14 protein-coding genes are annotated in these 17,246 nt (G+C 62.6%); 11 read left to right on the plus strand and 3 right to left on the minus strand.

The features are described 5' to 3' along the window. The first annotated feature begins 431 nt into the window (after positions 1 to 431). The 6 genes from JQK88_RS24360 (at position 432) to JQK88_RS24385 (ending at position 8,217) form a co-directional block, all read left to right on the plus strand. Complete coding sequence (locus tag JQK88_RS24360; RefSeq protein WP_192259187.1) at positions 432 to 1,397, plus strand: porin PorA family protein; 966 nt, start codon at positions 432 to 434, stop codon at positions 1,395 to 1,397. Beyond that, positions 1,394 to 3,370: an ATP-binding protein gene (locus tag JQK88_RS24365; RefSeq protein ID WP_203279680.1), complete on the plus strand. Its 1,977-nt coding sequence runs from the start codon at positions 1,394 to 1,396 to the stop codon at positions 3,368 to 3,370. The genes JQK88_RS24360 and JQK88_RS24365 overlap by 4 nt, the downstream gene beginning before the upstream one ends. Beyond that, on the plus strand, positions 3,367 to 3,813 hold the full coding sequence (locus JQK88_RS24370; protein ID WP_192259185.1) for a response regulator: 447 nt from the start codon (positions 3,367 to 3,369) through the stop codon (positions 3,811 to 3,813). The genes JQK88_RS24365 and JQK88_RS24370 overlap by 4 nt, the downstream gene beginning before the upstream one ends. Before the next feature lie 6 nt (positions 3,814 to 3,819). Further along, positions 3,820 to 4,725, plus strand: coding sequence for a GGDEF domain-containing response regulator (locus tag JQK88_RS24375; protein ID WP_203279681.1), 906 nt, complete (start codon positions 3,820 to 3,822; stop codon positions 4,723 to 4,725). Positions 4,726 to 5,133: 408 nt separating this feature from the next. After that, positions 5,134 to 7,401, plus strand: a complete 2,268-nt coding sequence (locus JQK88_RS24380) for a transglycosylase domain-containing protein (RefSeq protein WP_192259183.1) — start codon at positions 5,134 to 5,136, stop codon at positions 7,399 to 7,401. 63 nt (positions 7,402 to 7,464) lie between these two features. Next, positions 7,465 to 8,217: an SDR family NAD(P)-dependent oxidoreductase gene (locus JQK88_RS24385; protein WP_192259182.1), complete on the plus strand. Its 753-nt coding sequence runs from the start codon at positions 7,465 to 7,467 to the stop codon at positions 8,215 to 8,217. Between the two features lie 7 nt (positions 8,218 to 8,224). Here the strand turns inward: JQK88_RS24385 and JQK88_RS24390 are convergent, their stop codons facing one another. After that, positions 8,225 to 9,145, minus strand: a complete 921-nt coding sequence (locus JQK88_RS24390) for a zinc-binding dehydrogenase (protein ID WP_203279682.1) — start codon at positions 9,143 to 9,145, stop codon at positions 8,225 to 8,227. 109 nt (positions 9,146 to 9,254) lie between these two features. Here JQK88_RS24390 and JQK88_RS24395 point away from each other — a divergent pair, with 109 nt between their 5' ends. Beyond that, a complete protein-coding gene (locus tag JQK88_RS24395; protein ID WP_192259180.1) occupies positions 9,255 to 10,064 on the plus strand; it encodes an AraC family transcriptional regulator in 810 nt (269 codons plus the stop codon). Positions 10,065 to 10,086: 22 nt separating this feature from the next. Here JQK88_RS24395 and JQK88_RS24400 read toward each other — a convergent pair whose 3' ends face one another. Next, positions 10,087 to 11,877 (minus strand): cation:proton antiporter domain-containing protein, encoded by a 1,791-nt coding sequence (locus JQK88_RS24400; RefSeq protein WP_192259179.1) that lies wholly within the window; start codon positions 11,875 to 11,877, stop codon positions 10,087 to 10,089. Between the two features lie 205 nt (positions 11,878 to 12,082). Further along, complete coding sequence (locus JQK88_RS24405) at positions 12,083 to 12,532, minus strand: baeRF12 domain-containing protein (RefSeq protein WP_203279683.1); 450 nt, start codon at positions 12,530 to 12,532, stop codon at positions 12,083 to 12,085. Between the two features lie 420 nt (positions 12,533 to 12,952). Between JQK88_RS24405 and cysG the strand changes: the two genes are divergently transcribed. Genes cysG through JQK88_RS24425 form a run of 4 tightly spaced genes read left to right on the plus strand, consistent with a single transcriptional unit; the run spans position 12,953 to position 17,159 of the window. Beyond that, positions 12,953 to 14,404: a siroheme synthase CysG gene (gene cysG, locus JQK88_RS24410; protein ID WP_203279684.1), complete on the plus strand. Its 1,452-nt coding sequence runs from the start codon at positions 12,953 to 12,955 to the stop codon at positions 14,402 to 14,404. Further along, a complete protein-coding gene (locus JQK88_RS24415; protein ID WP_192259176.1) occupies positions 14,401 to 14,706 on the plus strand; it encodes a DUF2849 domain-containing protein in 306 nt (101 codons plus the stop codon). The genes cysG and JQK88_RS24415 overlap by 4 nt, the downstream gene beginning before the upstream one ends. A gap of 43 nt (positions 14,707 to 14,749) precedes the next feature. After that, positions 14,750 to 16,420, plus strand: coding sequence for a nitrite/sulfite reductase (locus JQK88_RS24420; RefSeq protein WP_203279685.1), 1,671 nt, complete (start codon positions 14,750 to 14,752; stop codon positions 16,418 to 16,420). Then, positions 16,395 to 17,159 (plus strand): phosphoadenylyl-sulfate reductase, encoded by a 765-nt coding sequence (locus JQK88_RS24425; RefSeq protein ID WP_192259174.1) that lies wholly within the window; start codon positions 16,395 to 16,397, stop codon positions 17,157 to 17,159. Before JQK88_RS24420 ends, JQK88_RS24425 begins: the two co-directional genes overlap by 26 nt. Positions 17,160 to 17,246 lie beyond the last annotated feature (87 nt).

Raw genomic sequence — 17,246 nt, forward strand, 5'->3', positions numbered from 1 at the left:
ACACCCTCTACCGAGTCAGGTATGCAAACGCGCCTTTATTCGTAGATGTTCGTGACGGCTTAGCCGTCTAAGACATGGCTGAAGCCCAAATTTTCAAGAAAGCCGATTTCGAATTGCTAGGTGTGTGATCGCGCTCAAACGCTGCACGCCCCTGAGGGTCGGGGCAATACAGCTTTCATCAGGTATCCCGATCGTGTGCCGACGCCGATCGTGCCAATGTCCCCAGCTTGCAAAAGCCATTTGCATCGGACCATTTTATGCTGGAGGGTGAAATCGTAAGCAAAAGGTTATCTATGTCGCGATAAGATGAGGGAATCCACAAGGAGCAATAGATCCTTGATCTTGAACACTCAGTGGGAAGCAGATATCGTGGAGCAGCTCGCAGATAGACTAACGCACGCACGGAATATTGGTCGGCATAGGAGCGATTTGTGCCGAAACTCGATTGCCGTTGGCGAAGCGAGGGAGCAACGATGGGAGCTGATGCGCCGCATGCATCGGCAGTGGTGAATGCTCTGCAGAGGCGGCGCTCGATACCTGTCCTGTGGGTCCTAGCGCCACCGGCGTTTTTGATCGTCACCGCAGCGATTGTTCGATTGAGCCTTGGACCAGCCTTGGAGAGGCTGTCAGCTGACTATACCAGCAGCGTCATTCTCGAATCGGATAGCCGCTTTCGGCAGACGCCGGATGCGGCCTTCGCCGCGTTCCACCAGCAGGGCCGTCGTGTCGACCAAGTGCTGAGCGCCACCGGCGACGTTGCCGTCGTCCAGAGCCATATCGATTGGACGACTGACACCGGACAGGTGAACTATCAAACCACCGGCCTTTATGGCGTTGATCGCAAGACCCGCCAGAATGTCGCGGGTTACGGCGACCTTAGCCGCAGCGGGCAATTCATGTTCCCGCCGCAGCTGAAGGGCGTTACTGATAAGATCTGGGACCCCTATTATGGTGGTCCACGGCACCTGGCTTTCGATCGCAATGAGGTGGTCGACGGTCTGACCCTCGCAGTCTACCGCTTCACGATCGCGAACCTCGACGAAACAAAGACCTATGATTATCTTCCAGACGTGCCCGAGCGCTTCGGGGTCGGGACAGACGGCGAAGGCTTTCTATGGGTGGAGCCCGTCTCAGGTATCCTCGTCGACATGACGGACAATGGCCACAGCTTTTTCGTTGATCCGGCCACGGGGAAGTCGATAGGAGACTTTAGTGTCTGGCAAGCTAGGTATTCCGCGCAGTCTAAAGCTGAGCTGTTCGACGTGGCGGCTTCGATCCGCCAGCGCATATCAGCGGCGAAAATCTGGCTGCCCGCTGCCCTAATAGTGCTGAGTCTCGCTTGGGTGGGGACCGGTTTGCTTTGGCTTCGCCGCGGCACGCGGCCGAGTGCGGAATGACCAGGCGATCGCATGTTGATCCGCAACAGGCCTTGCCGCTCTTGCGGCCTGGGATTTCACAAAAGCTTACTCTGCTTTTTGCGCTCTTCGCTGCGATTCTTCTCGGCGCGACCGGATGGCTGGCCTTCAACCAGGGCAGGTCGGCGCTGGAGAGCAGCGTTGTTGCCGAGGTCCAATCTCGAGCACTGGAAAAACAGGCCGCGATCGGGTCCTGGCTCGACGGCCAGCTGAGCGAGCTGCGCGGGCTCAGCGAATCGCCCCACATCGTCGACGACTTCACCAAGCTTGCCGATCTTCCTGCGCATGCGACACCTGACAATTGGGTTGACTTCCGCGACGATCTTGCGGCGCGCACCGGGGAGGGCCAGGACTTTGTCGCCCTTTTTGTGATGGACCCGAAATCGGGCCGAGTCCTGACGGCGACGGATCCCACCGATGGTGGCCGGCAGGGCGCGGGCGAGCCTTATTTCACCAATGGTAAAATCCGCGCTGGCCTCTACTTGGTGCCGGACCGTTCAAGGAACCTCCCCCTGTTGTCGCCGATCTTGTCCACACCGCTTCGTGCCCGGAACGGTGCACTTGTTGCTGTTCTGGTCGCCCGTCTCGGAACAGAGAGTTTGGCTAGCACCGTCGATCGACGAGCGGGTCTTCGCGCGACTGACGAAGCATACTTGATCGACACGCATAGGCAGTTTGTCAGCAGGCCGCGGCTGTTGACCGAAGCCGAAGCGGGCACCCTTACCTCGGACCAAAGCGTGGCGGCCCGGCTCTGTCTTGAACACAATGATGGGCTGGATCTCTCGAATGACTACCGTGGCGTTCCGGCGATCACCGTTTATCGGTGGATGCCGAAGTTTGGCTTGTGTCTCATCACAAAGCTCGACAAGTCCGAAGCCTTTGCCCCTGTTTATCAGCTCGGCCGGAGCCTTGCGATCGCTGGCGGCCTGCTTTTGCTCGTTGCATCGGTAGCGTCCGGCTTGGTGTCGCGAACCATTACCAACCCCATTCGGCGCATCGAAGCGGGCACCAGGCGAGTCGAGGCGGGCGAGCGGGATGTGGTGCTGCCAGAGTCCTCGAGCGACGAGCTCGGTCGTTTGGCGCGTGCCTTCAATCGAATGACAACCGCGCTGAAGAGCCGGGAATCCGAGCTACGCGCGTATGCTGCCACCCTGGAGCAGCGTGTCGCCGAAAAGACGCGCGAGCTTGATGTGAGGGCAAGCGAGTTGGCTCGGTCAAACATCGAGCTGGAGCGCTTTGCCTATGTCGCCTCGCATGACTTGCAGGAGCCGCTGAGAATGGTGGCAAGCTATACTCAACTGCTTGGCAGACGTTACAAGGGGCGGTTGGGTGCCGACGCTGACGAGTTCATCCATTTCGCGGTCGATGGCGCTGCGCGGATGCAGCAATTGATCAATGACCTGCTGGTCTACTCACGTGTCACCACGCAGGGCAGCGCGTTCGAGGCGATCGATTGCACCCTTGTGGTCGAGCGCGCCTTGACGAACCTCAAAGCGGCGCTAATTGAAAGCGGCGCAATCATCCGAAAGTCCGAGCTACCGAAAATCGATGGCGATCGATTCCAGTTGGTTCAACTGTTCCAAAACCTGATCGGCAACGCCATCAAGTTCCGTGGCGAGCGCGTCCCGGAGATTGAGATCGCCGCGCAGCGAGACGGCAGGGAATGGCTGTTCTCGATCGCGGACAATGGCATCGGGATTGATGCCAGATATATTGAGCAGCTTTTCACCGTTTTCAAGCGCTTGCATACACGGGCCGAATATCCGGGGACTGGCATCGGTCTTGCCATTTGCAAGAAAGTTGTCGAACGCCACGGTGGTCGGATTTGGATCGAGTCCGAGGTCGGCCATGGCTCGACCTTCTTCTTCACGCTTCCGTGCCAGGATATAGAGGACACCAGCCAAGCACTGAAGTTTGCTCCAACGTCTTCGGCACCTCAAATGGATACGGTATGAACATCAGCTCGACTGGACGCGCCATCAACATCCTCCTCGTCGAAGACAATCCCGGCGACGCTCGGCTCACGATCGAGGCGTTGCGAGACGCAAAGGTGCGCAATGAACTCAACGTCGTGCAGGACGGAGTCGAGGCCATGTCGTTGCTACGGCGAGAAGGGCGCTACGCCGACGCGCCACGTCCTGACCTGATCCTGCTGGATCTCAATCTGCCCCGAATGGACGGCCGTCAGGTTCTCGCCGAAATCAAGGCGGACGAAAACTTGCGACGTATCCCGGTTGCGGTGTTGACCACCTCGCAGGCGGAGAAAGATATCCTGACCAGCTACAACCTGCACGCCAACTGTTACATTACCAAGCCCGTCGACCTGGATGAATTCGTACGCGTAGTGCGGGGGATCGAGAACTTCTGGCTCTCGATTGTAAAACTGCCACCGGAGTAGCGCCAGTTGACCGAAAGTCCGCTAAACATCCTCCTTATCGAAGACAATCCCAGTGATGCCAGGCTGATCCGGGAACTGCTTACGGACGGCACCACCACGGCTTTCATGATCTGGACAGCGGATCGGTTGGCCCATGGCCTCGAGCAAATCGCCGATCAGAGCTTCGACCTCGTGTTGCTCGATTTGTTTCTCCCCGACAGTACGGGTTTGGATACCCTTCGCCAGTTTCAAGCGACCGCCTCCGACGTCCCGGTCATTGTGCTGACAGGCCTCAACGACGAAGGGTCGGCGATTCAAGCGGTTCGCGACGGTGCACAAGACTACCTCGTCAAAGGGGAAATGAACGGGCCTCAAATTGTTCGCGCCATTCGCTATGCCTGGGAGCGCCATAGGATGGTGTTGGAGATGCGGGATCAATCGCTCGTCGACGAGCTCACAGGTCTTCACAACCGTCGTGGCTTCGCAGTGCTCGCCAGAGAGGTGGTGAAGCGCGCCGCCAGGAGCGGAACGGGCTTTGTCGTGACCTTCGTCGATCTCGATGGCATGAAGCACATTAATGATCATTTTGGCCATGAGGTCGGTGACCGGGCGTTGATCAGGACCGCTGGGGTTTTGCGTTCCGTTTTCCGGGCGTCCGATGTGATCGCCAGATTCGGCGGCGACGAGTTCATCGCGATGACAGATGGCGTCGACAGAGCAGCTGTCGAAGTCCTGCGTCGCCGACTCACGAGCGCCGTGGAGGATCACAATCTGAAATCGGCGGGAGAGCCGGCGCTGGCCCTCAGCTTGGGCTTCGCCCACCACGATCCGGCAAAGGAAACGTTGAAATCCATCGTCGATTTGATAGCAGAAGCGGACGAGGCGATGTACGTGGATAAAGCTAACCGCCGGCCCAAGCAAGCCCAACGATAACCTCTCCTTTTTCGTCGATAAGTCCTTAATTGGATCGCCTCTGATAGCCGGGAAGGATGGCGTCCCGATGCGATGCGTGACCAGACCGACACTCATTTACAGGAAGCGTAGAGGGTACGCGGTCGGCAAAAGCAGCACTGATGGTCAGCGTCGGGCCTGACGGCTGTTTGAGTCAATCGCAGTTAACCTTGGGTAACCAAATTTTGTTCACGCCCCGTTCTGCTCTCTGGGATGCCATGGGAGAGGGCCGGAACAGAGCGGTAACGACAGCGGCAGCGGGCGGTAGCGGATTCAGAAAATCCTAAGGAATTCAAAACCCTGCATAAACCCTGCTTTAACCCGCCCTTAAATCGCCGCATCTACTCTGCAACCGGAGCGCCATAGGCACCGGGGACAGCAAGCGCAGGCATGGCGAACCGCAGAGACAGCCGCATCGAGCCCAGTTTCGAGGGACCGCCGCAGGCGCGATCCCAGCCGGGTCTTTCGGTGAGCGAGGAGGACCGCGTCGTGCCGAGTAACCGCAAAGCCTCCGCCAAACGCAAATCGTCGAAGGCGAAGTCGTCGCGCGGCAGGCGCGGCAAACCCCGGCGCGGCCTGTTCGGCGTTATGGCCCGGATGCTCTACTGGTGCTTCGTGCTCTGCATCTGGGGCGGCATCGCGGTGGCCGGCATTGTCGTCTATTACGGCGCCAAGATGCCGGCGGCCACCACCTGGTCGATCCCCGACCGCGCCCCCAACATCAAGATCGTCTCGGTCGACGGCCAGCTGCTTGCCAACAGAGGTATGAGCGGCGGCGAGGCGGTCGGCCTGCACGAAATGTCGCCCTACATTCCCGAGGCCGTCATCGCCATCGAGGACCGCCGCTTCTATTCGCATTTCGGCATCGATCCGATCGGCCTGTCGCGCGCCATGGTGACCAATGTGCTCGGCGGCCATTTCTCGCAAGGCGGCTCGACGCTGACCCAGCAGCTGGCCAAGAACCTGTTCCTGAAGCCCGACCGCACGCTGGAGCGCAAGGTGCAAGAGGTGCTGCTTTCGCTGTGGCTGGAGCACAAGCATACCAAGGACCAGATCCTCGAAATGTACCTCAACCGGGTCTATTTCGGCTCCGGCGCCTATGGCGTCGAGGCGGCCTCACGACGCTATTTCGGCAAGAGTGCGCGCGATGTCACGCTTTCGGAGGCGGCCCTTCTCGCTGGCCTGTTGAAGGCGCCGTCGCGGCTGTCGCCGGCACGCGATCCCAAGGCGGCGGAACAGCGCTCGCAGCTGGTGCTCGCCGCCATGCGCGACGAAGGCAAGATCAGCGCCAAGGAACTGACCTCGGCGATGAGCGCGCCGGCAACGCGCGCGCCGTCTTACTGGACCGGCTCGGAAAACTATGTCGCCGACACCATCATGGAAGAACTGCCCGATCTGATCGGTGACGTGCGCAGCGATATCGTCGTCGACACCACCGTCGACCTCAACCTGCAGAAGCTCGCCGAACAGTCGATCCGCCGGCTGATCGACGACAGCGGCAAGAAACTCAATGTCAGCCAGGGCGCGCTGGTGTCGATCGACAATTCCGGCGCGGTGCGCGCCATGGTCGGCGGCTACGACTATTCGACCAGCCAGTTCGACCGCGCCTCGGAAGCGCGCCGCCAGCCGGGCTCGGCATTCAAGCCGTTCGTCTATATGGCCGCGCTCGAGGCCGGCCGAACGCCCGACAGCGTGCGCAACGACGCGCCGATCAAGATCGGCAAGTGGACGCCGGACAATTACGGCGGCAAGTATTTCGGCAAGGTGACGCTGGCGACCGCTTTGGCGAAGTCGCTGAATTCGGTCGCGGCACAGCTGACCATGGAAGTCGGCCCCGACGCGGTGGTCGAGGCGGCGCACCGCATGGGCATCCAGTCGGAACTGACGGCCAACACTTCGATCGCGCTCGGCACTTCGGAAGTGACGCCGCTCGAGCTGACATCGGCCTATGTTCCGTTCGCCAATGGCGGCTACAAGCCTGATATCCATTTCATCCGCCGCATCACCACGACCGAAGGCAAGGTGCTCTATGACGACAGTGGTGGCGGTGCGCCGCGCGTCGTCAAGCAGGACATTGTCGGCATGATGAACTCGATGATGACCGGCACGGTCGAGATCGGCACGGCCAAGAAAGCGGCCTTCGCCTGGCCGTCGGCCGGCAAGACCGGAACCAGCCAGAATTCGCGCGACGCTTGGTTCGTCGGCTACACCGCCAACCTCACCACCGGCGTGTGGTTCGGCAATGATGACGGCACGCCGATGAAGAAGGTCACTGGCGGGGCGCTGCCGGCGCAGGCCTGGCACGAGTTCATGGTTGCCGCGCATGAAGGCGTGCCGGTCAGGCCGCTGCCCGGCACCTGGAAATCGACGCCGCCCGACACCATCGTCCCCGACGACATTCCTTCAGCTGACAACAACCAGGCAGCGCCGCAGCCTGCCGTGGCCGTTGGCCGTTCGGAGCCTGCCCCGGCGCCAGCTGCTGCCCCGGCACAGGCGCCGGTCCGCCGTCCGGCCGAGACCGTCGATGCCGACGGCTTCGACATGCCCGGCGACGGCGGCACCACCGCCTCGATCAAGCATCCGGTGCCACCCGGCAGCGTCGGCGGCCCGACCAAGAAGCGGAAGACGTCGATCCTCGACATTCTCGGCGGCGGCTGAGCGTCAACTCGCCACTCGCCACGCTAACCGCGTTCCGCTACATGTCCGGCTGGAGACAGCGACATGGCCGAGACCGACACCAGAAAAACCATCGTGCTGACCGGCGCTAGCCGCGGCATCGGCCATGCCACGGTCAAGCGCTTTTCGCGCGAGGGCTGGCGGGTCATCACCTGTTCGCGTCAGGCCTTTGCCGAGGACTGCCCGTGGCCGGCCGGTCCGGAAGACCACATCAAGGTCGATCTCGCCGATCAGGAGGATGTCGGCATCGCCGTCTCCGAGATCCGTCACCGGCTGGAAGCGCATGGGGGGCAGTTGCACGCGTTGGTCAACAATGCCGGTATTTCGCCCAAGCTGAAGGACGGCAACAGCCGGATGAACTCGATCGATACGCCGATGCATGTCTGGCGCGATGTGTTCCAGGTCAATTTCTTTGCGCCGATCATGCTCGCGCGTGGTCTCTTCAAGGAGTTAGCTGCGGCCAAGGGCTCGATCGTCAACGTTACCTCGATCGCCGGCACCCGCGTGCATCCTTTCGCCGGCACCGCCTATGCGACGTCGAAGGCAGCGCTCGGCTCGCTGACGCGCGAGATGGCGCATGATTTCGGGCCGCACGGCATCCGCGTCAATGCGATTGCTCCCGGCGAGATCGACACCGCGATCCTGTCGCCGGGCACCGACAAGATCGTCGAGACCATCCCGCTCAGGCGCCTCGGCGCCACGGCGGAAGTCGCCGACATCATCTACTTCCTGTGCTCGCAGCAGGCCTCCTATGTGACCGGCTCGGAAATCCACATCAATGGCGGTCAGCACGTCTGAGCGTTGCTCATTCGGCGATGGTGAGCACAGCCTTGCCGCTGAAACTGCGCTGTCGCAGGGCGTCCAGGGCGTGGGCGATATCCGTCCACGGCAGGGTCAGGGACACGCGGGTCTCCAGCCGCCCAGCCGCGACCAGGGCTAGCAGCGAGGCGATATCGGCGCCAATGGCTGGACCTGATGTGTAGTATGCGAAGGTCTGAAGCCTCGCCCCCTCGTGGCCGGGAACGAACTGCCTGAAGCCAATTGGCGTCAGTTCGCCGCTGCTCGAACCGAACATGACGATGGTGCCGCCGGGTGCGACGCGTTCGATGGCGTGGGCGAGGCTTTCACCGCCGACCGATTCGGTGATCAGCGAGAACGGCCCACTGGCCAGTTCGATCGACTCCACGATCTGCTCAGCGCCTAGTCCACGGAGATCCTCGGCATGTCGGGCGGCGGCGATGGCGGTCACCACGGCGCCTTGCTCGCGGGCGATCTGGATCTGGAAACGCCCGACCGCACCACTGGCGCCGGTGATCAATACCTGCTGGCTGCCGAGGTCACGGCCATGGCGCAAGACCCTCAGCGCCGTCGTACCGGCGACCGGAAGCGTGGCCGCAGAAGCGACGCTGACCTCATCCGGTACGACTGCAAGACGGTCTGTCGGAACGGCGACACGTTCGGCCCAGCCGGCTTCGTCGACCAAAGCCACAACCCGGGCGCCGACGGCTGGCCCGGAGCCATCGGCAGCTGCCTGTTCGACAATTCCAACCACGTCCTGACCAGGTATCCAGCCATCCGGGCGTATGGTGAGCAGGCGTAATTCGCCGCGGTTCAACGAGGTCGCGTGGACGCAGACAAGCGCTTCGTTGGCGTGAGGCCGAGGGTTCTCGACCTCGGTGAGCCTGAGCCCGGTGGTGCCGTCGGGAGACATAACGAGGGCGCGCATGGGAACCTTCCTGCTGGTTTGTGGACGCCAGCCACAAATCGGAACCTATCGATTTCCTCGGCCAAAGAATTTAGCTATCATGGCGAATAGTCGCTAAAAGCCGTCAATCATGAGACAGCCTCTACGCTACCCCTGGGTCAATTTCGATGTGGATGACGCCGTCGCGCCGGCAATTGCGGTGCGCGTCGACGTCACCGAAACCAAAGCGGAAGCGGCTGCCCATTGGCACCGCAAGGGCCAGCTCGTCTTCGCACTCGGCGGTGGCGTCACCTGCCGCGTCCCCAGTGGCCTGTGGATGGTGCCGCCGCATTGCGGGGTCTGGATTCCCGGCAGAATGGAACACAGCAATATCGCGACGGCCAATGCGCGGATTTTCTTCGTCTACATCGAGCCGGGCGCTGCCGATCTGCCGGATCGCTGTTGCACGCTGTCGATCTCGCCGCTGCTGCGCGAATTGATCATCGAGCTGGCCGACCGCGTTGAGGAGGATGAGACGAGGGACGGGCTCCTGACCACGATCCTGCTCTCCGAACTTCCGCGCATGCCGGTTCAGCAGCTGCATCTGCCGATCTCCGCCGAGCCGCGTTTGCGGCGGATCGCCGAAGCGTTGGCGCAGGACCCTGCCGACCGCAGCACGCTGGCGGAATGGGCCAGCCGCGTTGCGCTCTCAGAAAGCAGCCTCGCCCGTCTCGTGGTAAAGGAGACCGGCCTGAGCTTCGGCCGCTGGCGCCAGCAATTGCACCTGATCGTGGCCATACGCGAGCTGGCCGCCGGCGCCAGCGTGCAGCAGGTTGCGGGCGATCTCGGCTATGGCTCCGTCACCGCCTTCATCACCATGTTCAAGAAGGCCCTTGGCAAGCCCCCGGCAAAGTACCTCAGCAGCGTCGCGCAAAATGGCGGCTCTGCATTCGTGGCGTAATCAACGCGCCTATGGGCAAACCTCAGGCCGGGGAGGGTTCAATGGCTTCGGGGCGCGGCATCGGCTTTTGCCCCAGCACTTCTTCCACGATGCCGCGGGCGATTTCGCGTTCGCCCATGATGACGGTGTCGGCGCCGAGCCCCTTGAGATGCTCGACCTCGGCGTCGGAATGGGCTCGTGCGATGACGTTGATGCCGGGATTGGCGGCGCGTGCCCTGAGCACAACCTGGCCTGCTTCGAAGGCATTGGGGATGGCAAGGATCAATCTTTTGGCACCCTGCGGATTGGCGGCCGCAAACACGCCTGCATTGGCCGCATTGCCGGAGACGGTTTCGACGCCGTCGTCTCTCAGCCTGGCCAGCGTCTTGTCGGCGTCCTCGATGACCAGGAAGGGCAGCGACGCCTGTTTCAGCGCGGCGCCCACCAGGCTGCCGACGCGGCCGTAGCCGATCAGGATGGTGTGGCCGGAAAGCGCGGTATGCGGCGGCGGGCCATCCTCTTTTGGTGTGGCGGCCACCGACGCCACCTGTCCCGGTTGCGTCGCCGGACCGACCGGCTTGGTTTCCTCTGGTGGCGCCGCCTTGGCGCTACGCGCGTCCAGCCACGGCTTCATCCAGTCAAGCGCAAGGAACATCAGCGGATTGACGAGGATCGACAGGATGGCGCCGGCCAGGATCAGGTCGCGTCCCTGTTCGGGCAACAGCTTCAGTCCGACGCCAAGCTCGGCCAGGATGAAGGAGAATTCGCCGATCTGGGCAAGACTGGCCGAGATCATCAACGCGGTTCCCAGCGGATAGCGGAAGGCGATGACGATGACGAAAGCGGCCAGCGACTTGCCGATGACGATGATGGCCAGCGTCGCCAGGATCGGCAAGCCATTGCTCATCAGGCTGAACGGGTCGAACAGCATGCCGACCGAGACGAAGAACAGCACCGAGAAGGCGTCGCGCAGCGGTAGCGATTCTTCCGCCGCGCGGTGGCTGAGCTCGGATTCGCTCATGATCATGCCGGCGAAGAAGGCGCCGAGCGCCAGCGAAACACCGAACAGTTTAGCCGCGCCGAAAGCGACGCCAAGCGCGATCGCCAGCACCGCCAGCCGGAACAGTTCGCGCGAGCCGGTATGGGCGACATAGTGCAGGATCCACGGAATGACCCGCCGGCCGACAACCAGCATGACGACGACGAAGGCGACGACCTTGGCCAGGGTAAGGCCGACGACGCCCCAGATGCCGTAGCTGGCCGGCAGCGACAAAAGGCTCGCATGGTCGTCGACCTGCGGCTGGCCGCCGAGCACGCCGGCAAGGGCGGGCAACAGCACCAGCGCCAGGACCATGGCGAGATCCTCGACGATCAGCCAGCCGACGGCGATGCGGCCACGTTCGGTCTCGATCAGCCGCCGCTTCTGAAGCGCGCGCAACAGCACCACGGTGGACGCGACGGAGAGCGCCAGGCCGAAGACCAGGCCGGCGCCCATCGACCAGCCGAGCATCCAGGCAAGGCCGGCTCCGAGCGCTGTGGCAAAGCCGATCTGGACGATGGCGCCGGGCACCGCGATGGCGCGGACGGAGAGAAGATCCTTCAGCGAGAAATGCAGGCCGACGCCGAACATGAGCAGGATGACGCCGATTTCGGCCAGCTCATTGGCAAGGCCGGCATCGGCGACGAAGCCGGGCGTGTTCGGCCCGACCAGCACGCCGGCGACGAGATAGCCGACCAGCGGCGGGATGCGAAAACGGTTGGCGAGCGCCCCGAAGATGAATGCCAGCCCCAGACCGGCGACGATGGTGGCGATAAGGGGCGTGTCATGCGGCATTGTCTATGGAGGGCCTTTCAAGAACGGTGATGTCGGGGTGCGCCGCCCGAAGCCGCCGCCTTTGCAATATGGTGGACAGGGTGTTGGCGATGCAACCTGCAAGGCGGAAATTGGTGGCGCGAGGAACTGAAAAACCAAAGGCGCGCGCAGCAGAACCGCTGCGCGCGCCTGATAGCGGATGTCGGATGGGCAACCCAGTTGGTCGTCACGCTGCCTGCAGCATGGCCTCGATGTCGGTCACAGGGCGGTTGGTCAGTGTCTTTGGGATTTCGGCCTGTACCTTGTCGGTGACTTCCTTGTGCAGTTTCTTGCGCATCGTGCCGAGCATGAGCGGCGGCGCGATCAGAACGATGTCGTCGAAGATGCCGTGATGGGCGAGCTTGTAAAGCCGGTCGGCGATCTCTTCGGCGAAACGTTCCTTGCCCTGGCGGTGCCAGTCGGTGTCCTCGACCGCGCTGCGGTGAACGGAGGGGCCGTCATTGTAGCGGCCGGGGCTGTCGCTGCCCTGCTCGCGCGTCGCCGGGTTGTCCTGTTTCATCTCCTGGAAGAGCTGCAGGTTCGGATGGAGATTGTTGCCCTCGTTCTTCAGAAACAGCACCTTCTCGCCATCGGCCACCATGACCAGAATGCCATGTTTCAGGTTGATCTTGTTCATCGTGCGCTCCTGCTCGAGGGTTTCAAATCCGACCGACTATCGTCAGCATCGGCAAGGTCAGAACGCGTGGCGGAGCGTGAACGTTCCACTGTTCGGGCAAGGACAGTGGCAACCTCTGTTGGTGACGATTCAACGGCCTCGGCAGATGGCTTCGAGGTCGACGGCTTTAATCTACTGAATTGGTAGAATTTAGAAAAAACAGTTTTGCGACTTGGCTGGCTGGCGGTTAAAAGAGCCGCAGAACAAGGCCTGCGGCAGCAGCCTGAATCCGCTGGATACGCGGATGTGGAATATTTTTCTCTTCGCCTTTATGCTTGCGGAAAACCGATTGCCTCCCGTCAGGGGATGCGCGAGTGGGTTCCTTCAGCTTTTTCACGTCCGCGCGTAAAACTGCCGAACTGTTCCGGAATCTTGTTTGTCATGCCGCAGGCCAATCCCAAGCTCAACGCGTTCCCGGTGTTTATGCGGGTCGAGGGCGAAGCCGTGGCCATCGTCGGCGGCGGTGGCGAGGCGCTGGCCAAGGCGCGGCTGCTCGATCAGTCGAGCGCTGTATTGCGCATCATCGCTGAAACTGCCGACACCGAATTGCTGAGCTTCATCGCCGCAACCGGCGCCACCCACATCGCCGCCCCTTACGATGCCGCGCATCTCGGAGGCGCGGTCATGGTGTTTGCCGCCAGCGGCGATGAGGCGCTCGATCGCCGCGTCGCCGAAGATGCGCGCCGGCTTGGCATTCCGGTCAATGCCGTCGACCGGCCGGAGCTCTGCGATTTCTTCACCCCGGCGCTGGTCAACCGTGCACCGGTCGCCATCGCCATCGGCACCGAAGGGGCAGGTCCCGTGCTGGCGCAGATGCTGCGCAACCGCATCGACCGCATGCTGTCGCCGTCGTTGGGGCCGCTGGCAACGCTCGCCGCCTCGTTCCGCGGTGCAGCCGAAAAGCTGCTGCCGAAAGGCAATGCCCGCCGTCAGTTTTGGGGCAGTTTTTTCCAGGGCGCGCCGGCCCGTGCCGTCGAAGCCGGCGAGCTTTCGCAGGCGCATGACGCCGCCGTCGATCTGTTGCTGTCGAAGGCTCCGGTCGCGGGCCATATCGCGCTGGTTGGCGCTGGCCCCGGCGCCGAGGATCTTTTGACGCTGCGTGCGCATCGCTTACTGATGGAAGCCGACGTCATCGTCTATGACGCGCTGGTGCCGGAGGCGATCGTCGCCATGGGCCGTCGCGACGCCGAGCGGCTGCCTGTAGGAAAACGCAAGGGATGCCATACCAAGAGCCAGGCCGAAATCAACGCGCTGCTGGTGGAGCTCGGCAAGCAGGGCAAGCGCGTCGTGCGGCTGAAGTCGGGCGACCCGCTGGTGTTCGGCCGCGCCGGTGAGGAGATGGCAGCACTCCGCGATGCCGGGATCGCCTATGACGTGGTCCCCGGCGTCACGGCTGCTTTCGCCGCCGCCGCTGATTTCGAACTGCCGCTGACGCTGCGCGGTGTGTCTTCCTCGATGGTGTTCACCACCGGGCACGATCTCAAAGGCAATTCGCTGCCGGATTGGGCCAAGCTCGCCATCTCCGGCGCCACGGTTGCCGTCTATATGGGCCGGTCGGTCGCGGCCGAGGTTGCGGGGCGGCTGATCGAGGCCGGCCTGCCGCCGGATACGGCGGTCGCCGTGGTCGAGAATGCCAGCCTGCAAAACCGCCGCCGTTTCCACGGCACGCTGGCCGACCTGCCGTCGCTGGAGGCGCGCGCCGATCTGACCGGCCCGGTGATGACCATTATTGGTGACGCGGTTGCCGGCGCCAATTTTGAACGTTCCGAGCCGCTGGCGGCACATAATCATGAGAGCGCCGCCAACGCGGCCGCCGCAGAGGTCGAACCATGAAGATATTGACCGCAAACCGCCTCACCGACGGCATCGCTGTCTGGTACGCCGATGGCGGCTGGGCCGAGACGGTGGATCACGCCGATCTCGCCCATGACAAGGCGGCCGAAGATCGGCTTGAGGCGATCGGCGCCAAGGCCTATGCCGACAATGAAGTGGTCGACGTCAACCTGATCGACGCTGAGGTCGTCAATGGCGTCGTCGAGCCGGTGCGGCTGCGCGAAAAAATCCGCGCCGCGGGGCCAACCATCCACCCCGATCTCGGCAAGCAAGCGAGCCGGCAAGCGGAACGAGCCGCTTAAATCCAAGGAAGGCAACGGGCGGACGCGCCCTGAAAGACGAAGCATGTACCGTTACGATGAGTTCGACCACGATTTTGTCCGGGCCCGCGTCGCCGAGTTCAGCGACCAGGTCGAACGCCGGCTGTCCGGCGAGATCACCGAGGACCAGTTCCGGCCGCTGCGGCTGATGAACGGCGTCTATCTGCAGCTGCACGCCTACATGCTACGCATCGCGGTGCCCTATGGCACGCTGAACGGCAAGCAGTTGCGCATGCTCGGTCACATCGCGCGCAAATACGACAAGGGTTACGGCCACTTCACCACGCGCCAGAACATCCAGTTCAACTGGCCGGCGCTGTCGGACATTCCGGCGATCCTGGCCGATCTCGCTAGCGTCGAGATGCACGCCATCCAGACCAGCGGCAATTGCATCCGCAATGTCACCGCCGATCATTTTGCCGGCGCCGCCGCCGACGAAGTCGCCGATCCACGCCCCTATGCCGAGATCCTGCGGCAATGGTCGTCGGTGCATCCGGAATTCTCGTTCCTGCCCAGAAAATTCAAGATCGCGGTGACCGGGGCGGAGCGCGACCGCGCCGCCATCCAGACGCATGACATCGGCCTGCACCTGAAGAAGAACGCCGCCGGCGAGCTTGGCTTTGCGGTCTATGTCGGCGGTGGCCAGGGCCGCACGCCGATGGTGGCGAAGAAGATCCGCGACTTCCTGCCAGAAGCCGATCTTCTGTCCTACTGCACGGCGATCCTGCGCGTTTACAACCTCTATGGCCGCCGCGACAACAAGTACAAGGCGCGCATCAAGATTCTGGTGCACGAGACCGGCGTCGAGGAAATCAGCCGCCAGGTCGAGGCCGAATGGCAGGAATTGAAGGACGCCGAGCTGAAACTGCCGGAGGCCGACATCCGCGCCATCGACGCCTATTTCGCGCCGCCTCAGCTGGTGGATCGGCCGGAAGGCGACGCGGCGGTCAAGCTTGCACGGTTGGATTCAAAGAGCTTCTCGGACTGGCTCGACCAGAATGTCGTGACGCATCGCCATCCCGACTATGCGGCGGTGACGATTTCGCTGAAGGGCATTGGCGAGGTGCCGGGTGACGCCACCGACAGCCAGATGGAAGCTGTTGCCGACATCGCCGAGAAATACGCCTTCGACGAACTGCGCGTCAGCCATGAGCAGAACCTCATCCTGCCGCACGTGGCGCGCGCCGATCTGAAGGCGGTCTATGACGCGCTTGTCGATATCGGTCTGGCGACAGCCAATTCCAATCTGATCAGCGACATCATTTCCTGCCCCGGCCTCGACTATTGCGCGCTGGCGACGGCGCGCTCGATCCCGATCGCGCAGGAGATTTCGCTTCGCTTCGCCTCGCTCGAGCGGCAGCGCGAGATCGGCGAATTGAAGCTCAAGATCTCCGGCTGCATCAATGCCTGCGGCCACCACCATGTCGGCCATATCGGCATTCTCGGCGTCGAGAAGAAGGGCTCCGAGCTCTACCAGGTAACACTTGGCGGCTCGGCCGACGAGAACACCTCGGTCGGCGAGATCATCGGCCGCGGCTTTTCCTCGGAAGAGATCACCGACGCCATCGAGCAGATCGTCGACACCTATCTCGGTCTTCGGCTCAGTCCCAGTGAAAGATTCATCGACGCCTACCGCCGTGTCGGTCCCGCGCCGTTCAAGGAGGCGCTCTATGCTGGCGAAACCAAGGCCGCTTGACCGTATCGTCGACGTCGATGACAGCATCGCCGCCAAGGCGGCGGGCTTCGATGCGCTGTACGGACATCTGAAGCCGCTTGAGATCATCGAACGCGCGACCCGCGAGCTGTTTCATGACGAAATCGCCGCCGTCTCGTCCTTCGGCGCGGATTCGGCGGTGCTGTTGCACATGATCGCCAAGGTCGATCGCACGTTGCCGGTCATCTTCCTCGACACCGGCAAGCATTTCGAGGAAACGCTCGGCTATCGCGACGCACTCGCCGCCGATTTCGGGCTGACCAACATCAGGGTGATCAAGCCGGAAGAGGCAGCGCTCGAACGGATCGATCCGACCGGCAATCTGCACCAGAGCAACACCGATGCCTGCTGCGACGTGCGCAAGGTCGAGCCGCTGGCGCGGGGCGTGGCGCCCTTCCGTGCCTGGTTCACCGGCCGCAAGCGCTTCCAGGCCTCGACGCGGGCGGCATTGCCGGTGTTCGAGGCGGTCGGCCCACGCGTGCGCATCAACCCGCTGGCGCATTGGACGACATCCGACCAGGCCGACTATATGCGCGCGCATGCGCTGCGCGAAAATCCGCTGGTCGCTTATGGTTATCTGTCGATCGGTTGCTTCCCGTGCACGCAGCCGGTGCAGCCGGGCGAGGATGCGCGTAGCGGCCGCTGGGCCGGTCATGCCAAGACCGAGTGCGGCATTCACCTCTCCGGGTTGGAGAAGTCGCTGACCGACGCTTCCCTTTAGGCTATGTAGATATTCAGGTGAGGCTGGCCTGCAAACGGCGGCTTCCACTCGGAGGCCGCCGGTTTCGTTTGGACTGGCATTCAGCGA

Origin of the sequence: Mesorhizobium caraganae (genome assembly GCF_016836705.1) — a bacterium.
GTDB lineage: Bacteria > Pseudomonadota > Alphaproteobacteria > Rhizobiales > Rhizobiaceae > Mesorhizobium > Mesorhizobium caraganae.